Annotated in this window: 11 protein-coding genes and 1 pseudogene; 8 read left to right on the forward strand and 4 right to left on the reverse strand. The window is 61.5% G+C overall.

From position 1 onward, the window contains the following. Positions 1 to 76: 76 nt before the first annotated feature. The 4 genes and pseudogenes from dpdJ (at position 77) to dpdD (ending at position 6,835) form a co-directional block, all read left to right on the forward strand. A complete protein-coding gene (gene dpdJ, locus NKI18_RS07745) occupies positions 77 to 4,021 on the forward strand; it encodes a protein DpdJ (protein WP_352615860.1) in 3,945 nt (1,314 codons plus the stop codon). Beyond that, positions 4,018 to 4,557, forward strand: a complete 540-nt coding sequence (dpdK, locus tag NKI18_RS07750; RefSeq protein ID WP_352615857.1) for a phospholipase D-like domain-containing protein DpdK — start codon at positions 4,018 to 4,020, stop codon at positions 4,555 to 4,557. The genes dpdJ and dpdK overlap by 4 nt, the downstream gene beginning before the upstream one ends. After that, positions 4,554 to 5,447 (forward strand): annotated as a pseudogene (locus NKI18_RS33380) (hypothetical protein); the annotation flags it as partial. The gene dpdK and the pseudogene NKI18_RS33380, both read left to right, overlap by 4 nt. Next, positions 5,396 to 6,835, forward strand: coding sequence for a protein DpdD (dpdD, locus tag NKI18_RS07755; RefSeq protein ID WP_352615854.1), 1,440 nt, complete (start codon positions 5,396 to 5,398; stop codon positions 6,833 to 6,835). The pseudogene NKI18_RS33380 and the gene dpdD, both read left to right, overlap by 52 nt. Before the next feature lie 306 nt (positions 6,836 to 7,141). Here dpdD and NKI18_RS07760 read toward each other — a convergent pair whose 3' ends face one another. After that, positions 7,142 to 8,323: a site-specific integrase gene (locus NKI18_RS07760; protein WP_352615851.1), complete on the reverse strand. Its 1,182-nt coding sequence runs from the start codon at positions 8,321 to 8,323 to the stop codon at positions 7,142 to 7,144. A gap of 112 nt (positions 8,324 to 8,435) precedes the next feature. Here NKI18_RS07760 and dusA point away from each other — a divergent pair, with 112 nt between their 5' ends. Continuing rightward, positions 8,436 to 9,449 (forward strand): tRNA dihydrouridine(20/20a) synthase DusA, encoded by a 1,014-nt coding sequence (gene dusA, locus NKI18_RS07765; protein ID WP_352615850.1) that lies wholly within the window; start codon positions 8,436 to 8,438, stop codon positions 9,447 to 9,449. An 8-nt stretch (positions 9,450 to 9,457) separates the two neighbouring features. Here dusA and NKI18_RS07770 read toward each other — a convergent pair whose 3' ends face one another. Together NKI18_RS07770 and NKI18_RS07775 are read right to left on the reverse strand one after the other, a co-directional pair. After that, positions 9,458 to 10,162 (reverse strand): TIGR02281 family clan AA aspartic protease, encoded by a 705-nt coding sequence (locus NKI18_RS07770; protein WP_352448873.1) that lies wholly within the window; start codon positions 10,160 to 10,162, stop codon positions 9,458 to 9,460. Positions 10,163 to 10,175: 13 nt separating this feature from the next. Then, complete coding sequence (locus tag NKI18_RS07775) at positions 10,176 to 10,409, reverse strand: DUF1289 domain-containing protein (RefSeq protein WP_352471906.1); 234 nt, start codon at positions 10,407 to 10,409, stop codon at positions 10,176 to 10,178. 197 nt (positions 10,410 to 10,606) lie between these two features. Here NKI18_RS07775 and NKI18_RS07780 point away from each other — a divergent pair, with 197 nt between their 5' ends. Next, positions 10,607 to 11,605 carry a nicotinate-nucleotide--dimethylbenzimidazole phosphoribosyltransferase gene (locus NKI18_RS07780; protein ID WP_352616171.1) on the forward strand — a complete coding sequence of 333 codons (999 nt, stop codon included), beginning with the start codon at positions 10,607 to 10,609 and terminating at the stop codon, positions 11,603 to 11,605. Positions 11,606 to 11,609: 4 nt separating this feature from the next. Here the strand turns inward: NKI18_RS07780 and NKI18_RS07785 are convergent, their stop codons facing one another. Next, on the reverse strand, positions 11,610 to 13,124 hold the full coding sequence (locus NKI18_RS07785) for a sensor histidine kinase (RefSeq protein WP_352615847.1): 1,515 nt from the start codon (positions 13,122 to 13,124) through the stop codon (positions 11,610 to 11,612). A gap of 75 nt (positions 13,125 to 13,199) precedes the next feature. Between NKI18_RS07785 and NKI18_RS07790 the strand changes: the two genes are divergently transcribed. Next, entirely contained in the window at positions 13,200 to 13,823 is a 624-nt protein-coding gene (locus NKI18_RS07790; protein ID WP_352615844.1) for a thermonuclease family protein, read from the forward strand. 41 nt (positions 13,824 to 13,864) lie between these two features. After that, positions 13,865 to 14,476 (forward strand): glutathione S-transferase, encoded by a 612-nt coding sequence (locus NKI18_RS07795; protein ID WP_352615842.1) that lies wholly within the window; start codon positions 13,865 to 13,867, stop codon positions 14,474 to 14,476. The last annotated feature ends 8 nt before the right edge of the window (positions 14,477 to 14,484 follow it).

Consider the following 14,484-nt stretch of genomic DNA (forward strand, 5'->3'; position numbering starts at 1 on the left):
GGTCGACGATGCTCGAAGAAATCGATTCGGCCGCACGTGATCTTCAGATGGCGATCACTGCCGCTTGGAAGGCTCAATGGACGAGCCTATTCAGCGGCGAGACGCCGGCTGCGATCGATTCGAAGCTTGCCAAGACAAAGCCGAACCAGGAAGCACTCAAAGTCTATCAGGGCCTCTACGGCCAGTTCAGAGCGCTGTTCGACAGCCTGCCTCCCAAGCGCGGCGGCTCGACGCCAGCCTGTTACAGCAGGGCTGTCGCAAGATCCTCATCGGCACCTATTTCGGCCCTACGCCGAAAGACGCCGCCGACGCTGAGACCCGCACGGGGTGGCGTCGCCATGCGGACGGCCTGATCTGCGACTATCTGCGCTGCCCAACCGATGGTTGTGATGGCGATATGCTGTGGCACAACCAGGATCGGGGGGCCGGGGCCGAACGCTTGGTCTGCCAAACTTGCGACGGCTCAATCGAGAGCGACGAGATCATCCTTACGCGTCGCCGGCTCGAACGCGAAAGCCCCGACATCTTATTCACCACGACCGAGATGCTGAACCAGCGGATGGGCGATGACCGTGTTCGCCACCTGTTCGGCCTGGGCGATCGCTGCGAACGGCCCGTCGAACTTATGCTGCTCGACGAAGTCCATACCTATGCCGGTACGTCCGGCGCGCAGGTCGCGTTCCTGCTACGCCGGTGGCGCAGACTGCTGCGCAGGTCGGTCAGTTTCGTCGGCCTCTCAGCGACGATCGCCGATGGCGCGCGCTTCTTTGCGCGACTGACCGGCGTTCACCAACAGGCGTCTCTCGAGATCGCACCCCGAACCCGCGATATGATGGCGGAAGGCGCGGAGTATCTGCTGGCCCTTCGTGGCGACCCGGTGTCCCGTACCGCGCTTTTGTCGACGACGATTCAGTCCGCCATGCTTCTCTCCCGGATGCTCGATGCGCCAGACGTGCGTCGTAGCCAAGGAGTCTTTGGCCAGCGGCTCTTCTTGTTCGCCGACAATCTCGATGTCATCAACCGGATGTTCTTCGCTACGCTCGATGCTGAGGGGCGGCATAGCAGCGGCCGGATCGACATGAACCGTCACCCTAATGGGGGGCTTGCCACCTTGCGTTCGCCGATGGCGAGCGAACACCGCAAGCTTCATGGCCAGGATTGGCAGGCCGCTGTCGACATAGGTCACACTTTGCAATCCAACGATCGCAAGACTGTCGGTCGCGTAATGTCTTTGGACCCGGGTGTCGGCAGTCATCTCGATATCATAGTCGCGACCGCGTCGCTTGAAGTCGGCTACAATGATCCACTCGTGGGCGGGGTGATTCAGCATAAGTCTCCCAACGATGTCGCCCAATTTCTCCAGCGCAAGGGCCGGGCCGGCCGTTCGCGCCGCATGCGTCCTTGGACGGTTGTGGTCTTGTCAGACTATGGTCGTGATCGGACTGCCTATCAGGGTTATGACCTGCTGTTCGACCCCGAGGTCTCCCCCCGGTCTCTGCCGATCAGCAATCGCTACGTCGAACGCATCCAAGCAGTTTACGCGACGCTCGACTACCTCAGCCTTTTGATTGGACCGAACCCGCACGGCAGTGTGTGGATCAACATGTACGGACCCGCCGGCAGTCCCAACCAGCGCTCACGCCAAGCGAAACTTGCCGATCTAGTCCGCCACATTCTCACCAGCGAAGCCGATCTCGAACGCTACGCAGACTATCTCGGGCAGGCCCTCAAGCTTGACCGCGACGAGATCGATGCGCTGCTTTGGGATCATCCGCGGCCGCTACTGGTTGAGGTGCTGCCGACCGCCCTGCGTCGGCTAGAATCACGCTGGTGGGCTTATGGCGACGATGGCGCCGACTATCAGGTCGGCAACTCGCCCTTGCCCGAGTTCGCGCCCGCCAACCTGTTCAGCGAACTCAACCTACCCGAAGTCGAAATTGCGCTCGGCCGATCGGGCAGCGCAACGCCCGAGCGCGTCGTCATGCCGATCTCGCAGGCAATGAAGGAATATGCGGCCGGCCGGGTCTCGCGCCGTTATGGTATCAGCCATGCGCTTGAGCGCCACTGGATTTGCCCGCAACTTGACCAGAATATCGCGCAAAGTGTCGACCTTGCCCCCTTTGTGCGGGCTGACCTTATCGGCGACTGGCAGATTCGCGCGACCAATGGGACGGTCTTGCCAATGCCGGTCTATCGGCCTCGCGAATTTCTGGTCCAGCAGCCTGCCAATACGGTGGTCGACACCTCGAATGCGAGGTTGCGCTGGCGTTCACAGATTGTCGCGCGCGAAGTCGGCCTGGTCCTGCCTCCCCCTACGGGTAGCCCATGGGCGTCTTTCATTGCCGATGCCCGCTTCTACACCCATCAGAACCTTAGTCCGGTTGAAGCGCGTCGCATGGCGATCGGAAGCGACGCCAGCATCCGCTATCGCGACGGGACATCCTATACCAAAAAGTTCAGCTACGAGATGGCCGGGGGCGCTGCGGCGCTTGGTTTCAGCTTTGGGGTCGATGCCTTCTGCCTGCGCCTTCGTTTTCCGCAAGAGCTCTGGTCGAGCCTCGGTCCCGACTCGGATTCTTGCTACCGAGCGATCCGCACCGCGCGTTTCCACGATCAGGCCACCAACGGCCCCTATCTCGACGCCGTAGATAATCACTTCGCTCGCGAGTGGCTCGCCCATCTGCTCCTCGCTGCAATCAGCAATGAGGCGATCGCCAAGACGATCGGACTCGAGGAGGCCGCCGACAATTTGGAGCAGGGCAGGGCGGAATTAAGTCTCGATCAGACGCTCAGCATCCTGTTCCAGTCGCCTATCGTCGATGATCCCACCGGTCAGGGCAATCTGCAGGACAAGCTCCGCCAGGATCTCGCTCTGCTCATCGCCAACCCACAGGTCCGAACCAGTTTGTTCAGTCTCGCGAAGATCCTGTGGCAACCTATAGCCGCCCATTGGGAACCTTGGCTGCGCGAGGTTTTCGCGGCGACTACCGCGGCAGCAGCCCTCAACGCGATAATGAGCCTTTGTCCGGAGGTCGACGCCGACGGCCTCGTTGTCGACATCGACGCCGGTCCGCGTGAGCCCGACGACGTTCTCGCCGATCAACCAGCAGCCCAAATCTGGATCAGCGAAACCGCCCCTGGCGGCAACGGCCAGATCGAAGAGGCGCTTCGGCAATATGCCGAGGATCCGCGCCGCTTTTATAGTGTCATGACCGCGGCGCTGCGGGACAATGACTTTGCGCTCAGCGACTATCAATTGCAGCGCTTCCTGGGTTTGGTCGTCGAGGAAGACCCCGAAGGCGATCTGGCGATGGCAACGGACGGCATGCGTGGCGCCTATGGCGCAGCCGAGAGCCACCAGGCTTTTTCAGCATTGCGCGAAACGCTCGCGGCAGAGGGTTTCGTGACCTTCCACGCTTTCATGGTCGCGCTCGCCAACCGTGTCCTTCGGCCCGGCTCGACGCGCGAAAGCGACACCTTCTTCCTCGATGCCATCCGGCGATGGTCGGCTGAAGAAGAGCGGCTTGGAGTTGAACTGGATGCGCGTGTTGTCGCATATAGGCTGTCGCGACGCGACGATATCGACACTGCGCTCAGCTTCGCAGACATCGACACGCCTACGGTCAATCCCGACCAATGGCGCTTCGGTGTGATCTATGGCCTGTTGTGGCCGCGCGGGGCGCAGATTCGCCAGGCCGGATTGCACCTCTACTCCCAATTTGCGGATCTGCCGGCGCCCGAACCCTTGCTGTTGATGTCGTTCCTCGCCCAGGAAAATGCGCTCATCGATCTCGAGGAAGACCATTGGCATGCCGAATGCCTGGCACGGCTAGCTGATGCCGGATCGGCAACGCTCATCTGTCCGATGAACCAAGCTGGTCGCCTCGCGGACGCCTTCAATTTCCTCGCCACAAACCCGGTGCAGACCGGTTATCTCTCCGTCTTTGCCCGCGTGCAGGCAGTCCGGTGCTCGGACAGCGCCTATCATGTCGATGTCGATATCGCGGAGGCAGTGCAATGACCTTCGAGACACGTCGAATCTTCAAGAGTGCGGTCACGAGCCAGAATCTAATTCGTGAACTGCTGCAACTGATGCTCCTCGGCGAACTTCTCGCACCCGGCGGCGAGCGGGCTTGGCTGGTCAGCCCATGGATCAGCAATATTTTGATACTCGACAATCGCGCGGGTGGCTTCGGTTCGGTCAATCCTGAATGGGGTGGCCGCGAAGTCCGTCTTGTTGAGGTCGCGATCAACCTGATGGCACGCGGTACGCCGCTCAGCATCGCGACCAGTTTCGACGCGCATAACGACGCTTTCATCGGGACCGTCAGTGAGGCTGCCGAAGAAGCAGGACTTTCCGATCGGCTGCTGATCATCCAGCGCCAGCACCTTCACACCAAAGGGGTGTTGCTAAAGCGGGGTTTGCTCACCGGCTCAATGAATTTGACCTACAATGGCCTTGAGTTGAACGACGAAATGGTCGTCTACGACACCAATGCAAAAACGCTCGCCGAGGCGCGGCTAAATTTCGAATCCTATATCGAGGTTGAAAAATGATCGCCGATCTCGAGCCTTCCGAGGTCGCTTGGCTCCGTGTCTTCTTCAACGCGCCAAATGGGCTCGACTGGAATAGTATCGAGAAACGCGCGGCGCCGCAGGGGCTTATCGATCATGTCTCTACCTGGCTACAATTAGTCAGCAGCGGCCCTCCGCAATCGCCGATCGTGCTGCCCTTTGTGCGCTCTGGCGAGATTGTCGCGTGGTACGCGACTACGCGCGGACCGACCGGCGCATTCGAACTCAAGAAGGAACTGATGGGCTGGCTCGGGCCGACCTATCTTGACCATATCCAAGCTATGCCCGCGGACAGTCCCGATCCAATGGCAGCCGCGATGCGGCAACGCTACGACGGGATCGTTTACCGCTTTTCTGGTGCGGCCGGTACAACGACCGCGCGGATGACCGATCGTCTGACGGCCCTTGCCAACCTCGCCCGGCGCCGCCCGCTGACCAATCGCATGCCCATGCGTCCGGTAGGGGCTATCCGCTCGGACTTCGAACGGGCGCTGCTAGTTCAGGACGCCGAGCGGGCTGAAACCTTGGTCGCCGAGTTGCGTGAGACAGGGCGTCTGAACGAGGAGAACCTCAGATATCTGGATGTGCGGCTGAAGGCCGGCCTTGGTCTTTGGCCCCAGATCGCCCGCGATCACTGGTTGATCAAGACGCTTTCCGATTTGTCGATGCCGGTGCAGATACTCACCGACATCATCGAGGCACTCTATCGCACGTATCTCGAGGATTTGGAGACCGCGCTTGATGGACCGGCGCTGCTGGACGCCTTCAAGCAACATCTCGGCACACCCTATCCGCGTCTTTTTGCAACCCGGCGCGGCATTTGTACGCCGCGGGTGATAAAGGCCTTTCTACTGTTCGAGCGCTCGCTCGACAGGCCAAACAACGTGCTCCTGATAGGTCTGGCCTCCTGTTGCCGACCGATGATCCAAGACTCATGTTGTTCGCAGGGCTTGCTGCGCCTGTTCCCGCACGAATGCCAATACCCGTCGCGGAAGAATCGGTTTCGGTCTCGAATGAAGACGAGGCTGGAGAGGCGTTTGATGACGGCCAATATGACCGTGCCTTCGCGCTTTATCGCGACCTGCCGCTGAGCAAGCGTTCGGTGCAGCGCCTGCTCGCGTGTGTCCTTTTCGTGGATACCAACGATGCGCGTCAAAGTTTGCTTGCCAGGATCGATCAGGCAAATCCGGCATTCTTTGCGAGCCTGGCAGAGCCCGTCCGCAAAAAGATCGACGATCTGCGGGGCGCGTCGCAGCTAGACGCGACCGACGAGGCAACGAAAACCGCGGTCGATGGCTGGTTCGACTGGGCCGAAGGCCTGGCCTCTGGCCGCGACATTGGCACTCTTACGCGTTCCCTCGACAACGCTCTCACTTGGGACGTCGCCCAGATAACACGGAATGACGCTGCATCGAGTCGATTTGCCAGCCTGCTGGGCAGGCTCTCCGGCGCGGCTGCTGAGGCTGCGCGTCGTGCGGTGCCGGCGATCTTCAATGCGGTATTCCCCGACCGCGCGCCGACGAATGAAGCGGCAAGGCCGGTCGCGATTCTGCTGTTCGACTTGATCGCGCTCGACGACGTTCTGACCCCAACGGATCTCGAACTGCTCCAATTGCTCGTAGGGCAGTTGCTGACGATTGGTATGTCCCCGACCGATTACGGCAACCTGGTGAGCGGACTTGAAGATGTCCAGCAGCGCATTGGTTCCTATGCGCACCTCGCTTGGAGCCTCGACATATGCGAGGCACTTGCCGTCGCAGCTGCACCTGGTGACGCGGCGCGTGCGGCCCGCCGGCAGTTATTTCTTCTGCTGGTGGGGCAGGCCCAACCCTTTGCGTATCGCCTCGAGCGCCAGGATGTTCTGCCCTTTACCCTGCTATGCACCGACTATGGCCTCGATCCTGAGGTGCTTGGTGCCATCGCGCTGCCCAAGCAGACGGAAGTGGAGGTGGAAACGCACGACCTGTCAGGCAAGATGATCGCGATCTATACCTTGGTGGAAGCTGCAGGGAACCGAGCCAAGGTAGCACTAATTGAAATGTTTCCCGGCGTTCGCGTTGAAACTAACGCTGACACAGTCGCAACAACGCGACTCACCAGTCTCGCCAAGGCTGCGGACATCTTTGTGTTTGCATGGAAAAGCAGCAGCCATCAGGCCTACTATTGTGTGAAGGACGCCATGGGGGCACGTGAACCTGTAATGGTGTCAGGGAAAGGAACAGCGAGCCTGCTTCGCGCGGTTCTTGATAGTCTGCGCTGAATTTTTAGGGGCCTCACCGAGAGTCGAAATTCCGTGGCCAGGGCCGGGTGCAGGGCGTGCCCACGCGGCCAACTGCTACTTGGACCTTAACGGAGCGGTTGCTAGCGGCTTCAACGCGCCTTGGGCTCCAACATCGAGTACATACCGCCAAACCTTGGAATCGAGCAGGACCCGTGAAGTTCCTCCGCTCTGCTGACTCGTGTTGCGCTCCACCGTCCTCGACATCCTTCTTGCTCGGCAAGGTTGCCGCCATGGCGCCAGGCTGCAAGCTGAGCCTGGATCGGCCGTCTGTGAGGTTTGCCTTCATCATTGATGCCGAGCGCTACCATTGTTCCGGTCAGAACGCCGTCGGCGTGGGAATTGGCCGTGCCGCACGAGTTTCAGGGTGGGGTCCTTCAAAGTCACCTCTGTGAGCCATTTCCAACCGTCGTATTTGTCTCCTGTTTGGCGCAAGTGCGTGTAGCGCTTGAGGGATGTCCAGGATCGGTGTCCGGAATTTGAGGCGACCCTTGGGATGTTAAGGCCAAGCTCGAACAATCTCGAAACGCCATCGTGCCGCAAATCATGAAAACGAAGGTCCTCGATCCCCAGGAGCTTGCAGGCTCGCGTGAAGGACGCGCCAATCGCATCAGTCGTGTACGGGAAGATTTGTTCCGCAACCTTGGGCATGGCTTCGACTATCGCCAATGCTTCCTCCTGCAGGTCGCACCACACATCGTTCCCAATCTTCTGGCCCGGGTTCTTCATCTCGCGTACGAGCACGCGCCCGCCTTCCTTGTCCAGGTCTTTCCAAGCGATCCGGATGATCTCTTCCTGCCGACGGGTTGAGAAGATGGCGAAGGCAATGATCCGATGCATAGGAATGGAGGACGGAGTGGCGGATGACCGGTCCTTGAAATGCTTCATGAGTTTATCGAGTTCGACGAGTGTTGGGCGACGGTCGCGTTCTCGGCTTTTTGTCGTCAGCCCGAGCCTGTCCGCAACGATCCCGGCGTCCTGCATGGCCTGCCGATCAAGCGGGTAATTCCAGGCAGGACGCGCTATGGCGAATACCGCGCCCAGATGGGCAAGGTAGTTGGAGACGGTCTGCGGCTGAACGCCCGTGTCGAGCTTCTCGCGCGCGAAGGCGACAATGTCGGTGCTCGTGATCGAGGCACATGGCTTGCCGGCGATATCGAAGTCCTTGATGGTCTTGAGCACTTGGGTCTTCGTGCGCCCGATCTTTTTGTTGCTCTCGCGAACGTAGCGATCTATCGCGTCGGCCAGTGTTGGGACCCGGTTGTCGTTCGACTTGGTCTGCAGCGCAGATTCCAAGGCTTCGGGCTCTCCAAGATGCTCTTCTCGTTGGGTGAGCCAAGCGGAAGCGGTTAATCGGCGTTCGAAGGTTTTGTTCTCACGCAGAATGATCTTGCCGCCGCGCTTTATGACAATCTGTGCGAGCCATGCTACAGAGCCATCCTTGCGTGAGCGCTTCACAATGGTGCCCATGTCGGTACAACATGCCCTTTGACGGTACAACATTTGTTGTACCTTTCGCGAGAAACGATACAAAATCGGATGAAACGCGACAAGCGTAAAAATGATTGAGAAGGCCTAAGTAGTGGAAAAAGAAAGGAAATCGCAGATTAGCGTATCTCGGCGCTTCGCTATTGCGCCGATGATGGATTGGACGGACCGGCACTGCCGGTTCTTCCATCGCCAGCTGACGCGCGAGGCGCTGCTCTATACCGAGATGGTGGTGGCCGATGCGGTCATCCACGGCGCACGCGAGCGGCTGCTCGGCTTCGACGACAGCGAACATCCGGTGGCGCTGCAACTCGGCGGCGCCGATCCGGGAAAGCTGACCGAGGCGGCGCGCATCGGCGAAGCCTTCGGCTATGATGAAATCAACCTCAATGTCGGCTGCCCGTCCGACCGCGTCCAGTCGGGCACCTTCGGCGCCTGCCTGATGAAGACGCCCGTGCTCGTCGCGGATTGCGTCGCGGCAATGAAGGCGGCGGTGAAAATACCGGTTACCGTCAAGTGCCGCATCGGCGTCGATGAGCAGGATCCGGAACCGGCACTCGATGCGTTGGCCGATGGTGTTTTCGCGGCCGGCGCCGACGTGCTGTGGGTGCACGCCCGCAAGGCCTGGCTGGAAGGACTGAGCCCAAAGGAAAATCGTGACATCCCACCGCTCGACTATGGCCGCGTCTATCGGCTGAAAGCCAGAAAGAAAAACAAATTCATCGGCATCAATGGCGGCATTCAATCTCTCGCAGAGGCGCTGACGCATCTCGACCATGTCGATGGCGCCATGCTCGGCCGCGCCGCCTATCACACGCCAGGGATACTGACCGGCATCGATGCCGCGTTTTACGGCAGCACGGCTGAGTCGTTCGATTTTGCCGCACTGATCGATGCCATGGCGGATTACGCGTCACGCCATATCGAGCAGGGCGGACGCCTCGGGCATGTCACCCGGCACATGGTCGGGCTGTTTCACGGCCTGCCCGGTGCACGCCGCTACCGGCAGATCCTGTCCACCGAGGCGACAAAGCCGGGTGCCGGAGCGGAGGTCCTCAAGGCAGCGTTCGCAGAGGTCGATTTCGGCAGGACCGCAGAGGCGGCCTGAGGAAAAACTTAATCCCGCAAAATCATGCGATCGCCACGGACGTCGAAGCCCGATAGCGAGCCGATGAAATTCATGCCGAGAAGGCTCTGGCCGAGCGTGCCGGGTGCGGCGATCATGATGGGCATGTCCTTGCGCACGATGCCGCCGATCGATAGTTCGTCGGTTCGCACCGCCGCGGCGCGAGTCATGCCGTTGGCGGTAGAGATCGGTATGGTGAAGCGGAGAGCCGCCGAATTGAACCCGACCGCCAGAGCGTCCTCGGCGGTCAGCACGGTACTGGTCGCGCCGGTATCGACAACCGTCAGGATCGGCGTGCCGTTGATCGTGACGCGCGCTTCGAAATGGCCGCTGCCGGCCTTGTCCAGGGTGACGGTGGCATGGCCTTCTTCCACGCCCAGCGCCAGCGGACTGCCGGGAACAAGGCCGGCGGTGACGCGGCTGGCGAAATCCTGCAACTCATAGCGGTACTGATAGCCGGCGATCAGCGCCAGCACGATGGCACCCCAGGCGCCGAGGCTGCGGGCCATGGTGCCCAACGGCCTGCCCGATCTGAGCAGGCCGGCGCCGACGAGCGCCGCTAAAGCGCCAAGCCAGATCAGCTGGCTGAAATCGTAATTCTCAATGCCGAACGTACTGCCGGCGGAATCGTTGAGCATGAGCAGGAGTACACCCGCCCCGATCGCGACGATCAGAATCCACAACAGTCGGTTCATCTCTGCGGCCGGTTCACGAGAGGGCGTCGCGTTCGCGTGCCATGCGGCTGCGACGGGTTTCCCGGCGGGGGCGTCGCTCGACCGTTTCCAGCCTTGCCGGCAGCTCGGCCATGACGCTGCGGCGGGTTTGCGGGGTCATGTCGATCCAGGCAGCGATTTCCGCGCGCGTGCGCCCGCAACCGAAACAGAAGCCGGTTTTCATATCGATCGAGCAGACCAGGATGCACGGGGATTCAATTGCCGTCATAAGGATTTCCTTGGCTAGCCTCCACATGGTGCAACGACAAAGTCAATGCAAGCCCTCCGGGAAACGCCGCCGATGGGTGCTTTCGCGTCAATACCTCGAAGTTGTGCCAGGCTTGGAGGTTGTGCCGGCTTGAGGTTGTGCCGGCTGGCCAAGGCGGCTATGCCGCTCACCAATTCACACGGACGATCGCCATCGACATGACCAGCGCGCTGCCTTTCGACGATTTTCGCGACCTCCTGGTGAGCCTGCCGCCGGGAGATATGGCGGCCAAGGCCCGCGTGCGCCAGTTGTTTGCCAAGGCAGACAAGCCCAAAGGCTCGCTTGGCCGCATCGAGGACATCGCCGCCTGGCTCGCCGGCTGGAGCGGCCGCGCGCCGCCGGCGGTGACGCGGCCATTGGTGGCGATCTTTGCCGGCAATCATGGCGTCACCCGCCACGGCATTTCGCCGCGCCCCGCCGCCGCCACGGCAAATGCAGTCGAGCTCTGCGCCGCCGGCGGTGCAGCAATCAACCAGATCTGCATCGCCAACGATCTCGGCTTGAAGGTGTTCGATCTGGCTCTGCACATTCCGACAGCCGACATTACCGAGGATGCGGCACTGGACGAGCGCGGTTGTGCCGCTACCATGGCCTTCGGCATGGAAGCGATTGCCGGCGGCACCGACCTGCTTTGCCTTGGCGACCTCGGCGTCGGCAATTCGACTGTCGCCGCGGCCCTTTGCACGGCACTGTTCGGCGGCACCAGCGCCGACTGGGTCGGCCCTGGATCAGGGGCGGACGCGGCGATGCAGAAGCGCAAGGCGGAGGTGGTCGATGCCGCGGTCGCGTTTCACGGCGCGAGCCTCAAGGACCCGCTGGAAGCGCTGCGCCGGGTCGGCGGGCGGGAATTCGCCGCGATCTGCGGCGCCATTCTGGCGGCGCGGATGCAGAAGATCCCGGTGCTGCTCGATGGGTTTGCGGTGACTGCCGCCGCTGGTGTCCTACATACCGCCAACCCCGCGGCGCTCGATCATTGTCTCCTCGCAAGCCTGTCGCCGGAGTCTGGCCATGCCAAGGCCGCCGAGCGCCTCGGCCTTCGCCCGCTGCTCGATCTGGGCGTCAGTCAAGGCGAGGCGGTAGGGGCGGCTCTTGCCGCCGGCCTGGTCAAGGCCGCCGCGCTGACCAGCTCCGGCATGGCAGCCGCGGTCCGCGGTTAAGCATTCAGCGCCGGCGCGAGGCAACCGCCTTGGTCGGCAGCGCCGGCAGTTCCTCCATCACCCGGCTCAGCGGGAAAATGGCGATCGCCTCGGTGCCTTCGCGCAGCCTGGAATGGAGCTGGAATTCGCCGCCATGCATGGCCAGCAAGCCTTGCACGATCGGCAGGCCAAGCCCGGTGCCCTGTTCGGCGCTCTTGATTGCGATCGACCCCTGGCCGAAGGCCGAAAGCACGATCGGAATCTCGTCTTCCGGTATGCCCGGCCCATTGTCCTTGACAGAGAGATATTGCCCGCCGCCCGCCGTCCAGCCGACGCGCACGCGGATTTCGCCGCCGGTGGCGGTGAACTTGATGGCATTGGACAACAGGTTGAGCGCAATCTGCCGCACCGCGCGTTCGTCGGCGAACAAGCGCGGCAAGGCGTTTTCGAAATCCTGGACGATGCGGATGTCCTTGTTGCGCGCCTTCAGCTCCATCATGTGGCAGCAATCCTCGACGACGGAGAGCAGCATCATCGGCTCCTCGTTGAGCTGGTAGCGGCCCGCTTCGATGCGCGACAAATCGAGAATTTCGTTGATCAGGTCGAGCAGATGCTGTCCGGAGTCGTGCACGTCACGGGCATAGTCGCGATAGGTCGGGTTGCTCATCGGGCCGAGCACCTCGTTGGCCATCACTTCGGAAAAGCCGAGAATGGCGTTGAGCGGTGTGCGCAGTTCGTGGCTCATCGAGGCCAGGAAACGCGATTTCGCCAGATTGGCGTCTTCCGCCCGCCGCCGTGCCTCGTCCGACATCGATTTTGCCGTCTCCAGTTCGGCGATCAGCGCATCCTTTTCGGAGCGGAACGACAGCAGCATCAGCGAGGAACGGTTGAGCTGGCGCGCTACATAGGCGAAGAAAGGCAACGAGGCGATCAGCAAGCCTGCCATGATCGCCTCGACCGGCATCCATAATTTCGCACTGGCATAAGCATAGATGGCGACCGGGAGGGCGAAGGTCGCCAACAGCGCACCGCGCAGGGACGAGGCCAGGATCGCGGTTGCCGACATGGCGAGCAGCAGCACGACCGCCTTGGCGACCTGGAACTGATCCATTTGGCAAGTTTCGCAGCCGAGCCATGCGAACCAGGCCCAGCCAAGCCCGCACAGAAAATGGCCGATCAGGAAATCCCTATGCGTTTCCAGCGGGTTGAGTTCGGACGCTTGAGTGACGCGTCTGGCCATGAATGCAACGATGGTATAGCAGATGAATGTGAACAGCGCCCAGACGCCGATCTCCTTGCCGATGCCCGCGAGCAAGCCTGCCGCGGCCGTTGCCAGAACGAGCAGCGGAATGACGATCACGCCGCCGGTCATCGAAAGCGCGTGGAGCTTCAACAGCTCGCGGTCGAAGTCGGGATTTCCGGCTTGCTGCGAAAGACGGTCGCGCGTCTTGCGGACCGCGCGCGCGACATCGCTGTTGCGATGGCGTTTCCTGCGGTCCACAATAAACTTGTCCGCCGTGGTCGAGCGTTGCAGGGGCATGAAGTCTTCAATTTACGCGGGCAGCAATTTCAAATCGTTAAGCTACGTTCGAATGATTAACCAACGGTTTGCCATATGAGCCGTTCGTGGTCGCGATGGCCGCGCCAGCGATACTATGCGCCGCGTCCGCGAAGCCTGTGGCGCCGACTGATGGACTATGGGCTGACACTCATCGTGCTCGGCCTGCTGATCCTCCTGGCGGCGCGCCTCGACCGGATCGAGACGCGCAAGACGGAGGGCGCGGCCACCGTCAATGACGGCGATAGCATCACGCTCGGCGGCGAGCGTATCCGCATGCGTGGCATCGACGCGCCGGAATATTCGCAAATCTGCCGCAAGGACGGTGCCGACTATCCTTGCGGCAAGCTCGCGCGGCAGTCCCTGGTGCGGTTGATCGCCGGCAAAGCCGTCTCCTGCAGCGGCTGGCAGCGCGACCGCTACGGCAGGCTGCTCGGCGACTGCAAGGCCGGCGGCAAGGATCTCAACCGTGCGCAGGTCGAGGCCGGCTGGGCGGTCGCCTTTGGCGATTTCGAGACCGAGGAAGCTGCTGCGCGCGCGGGCAAAGCCGGCATCTGGGGCGGAACTTTCGACGAGCCGAAGAACTGGCGCGAGAGCCACGGCCACGAGCTGGTCGAAAGAAAGCACGGCACCTTGGCGTCGATCGGCGATGCCTTGCGTGAAATTTTTCGCTTCTGGTGAGTTGTGCCTATAGTTCGTCGGGACGGACGAGGAGGATGGAGATGAAGCTGTTCGACGGCGGGCGCGCGCCCAATCCACGTCGGGTTCGGATTTTTCTGGCCGAAAAGGGACTTCAGGTTCCGCTGGTGCCCGTCGACATGGGCGCGCTGGAGCACAAAGAGCAGCCGGTCAGCTCGCGCAATCCGCTGAAGCGTCTGCCGGTGCTCGAGCTCGACGATGGCACCGTCATCACCGAATCCGTCGCAATCTGTCGTTACTTCGAGGAACTGCACCCCGAGCCGGCTTTGTTCGGGCGTGGCGCACTCGGCAAGGCGATCGTCGAGATGTGGCAAAGACGTGTGGAGTTCAATCTGTTCGGTTGCGTCGCCGCGGCGTTCCGGCACATCCACCCCGCAATGAGGGAATGGGAGATCCCGCAAATCCCGGAATGGGGCGAGGCCAACAAGCCGAAGGCGATCGAATTCCTGAGGTTTCTGGACACTGAGCTCGCCGGCAGGGAATTCGTCGCCGGCGATGCCTATTCGATCGCCGACATCACCGGGCTGGTCGCCATCGACTTCATGAAGCCGGCTCGCATCAAGGTACCCGAAGAGTGCACCAACGTGCTGCGCTGGTATCGAGAAATCTCCAGCCGGCCGAGTGCCGCCGCCTGACAATGAGT

It is taken from the genome of Mesorhizobium sp. M0800 (genome assembly GCF_040320095.1).
Lineage (GTDB): Bacteria > Pseudomonadota > Alphaproteobacteria > Rhizobiales > Rhizobiaceae > Mesorhizobium.

Bases quoted from the DNA above. Each gene is read 5' to 3' on its own strand.
- dpdJ (WP_352615860.1), top strand. From the start codon at position 77: ATGGACGAGCCTATTCAGCGGCGAGACGCCGGCTGCGATCGATTCGAA.
- dpdK (WP_352615857.1), top strand. From the start codon at position 4,018: ATGACCTTCGAGACACGTCGAATCTTCAAGAGTGCGGTCACGAGCCAG.
- NKI18_RS07760 (WP_352615851.1), bottom strand. From the start codon at position 8,323: ATGGGCACCATTGTGAAGCGCTCACGCAAGGATGGCTCTGTAGCATGG.
- NKI18_RS07770 (WP_352448873.1), bottom strand. From the start codon at position 10,162: ATGAACCGACTGTTGTGGATTCTGATCGTCGCGATCGGGGCGGGTGTA.
- NKI18_RS07775 (WP_352471906.1), bottom strand. From the start codon at position 10,409: ATGACGGCAATTGAATCCCCGTGCATCCTGGTCTGCTCGATCGATATG.
- NKI18_RS07780 (WP_352616171.1), top strand. From the start codon at position 10,607: ATGACCAGCGCGCTGCCTTTCGACGATTTTCGCGACCTCCTGGTGAGC.
- NKI18_RS07785 (WP_352615847.1), bottom strand. From the start codon at position 13,124: ATGCCCCTGCAACGCTCGACCACGGCGGACAAGTTTATTGTGGACCGC.
- NKI18_RS07790 (WP_352615844.1), top strand. From the start codon at position 13,200: ATGAGCCGTTCGTGGTCGCGATGGCCGCGCCAGCGATACTATGCGCCG.
- NKI18_RS07795 (WP_352615842.1), top strand. From the start codon at position 13,865: ATGAAGCTGTTCGACGGCGGGCGCGCGCCCAATCCACGTCGGGTTCGG.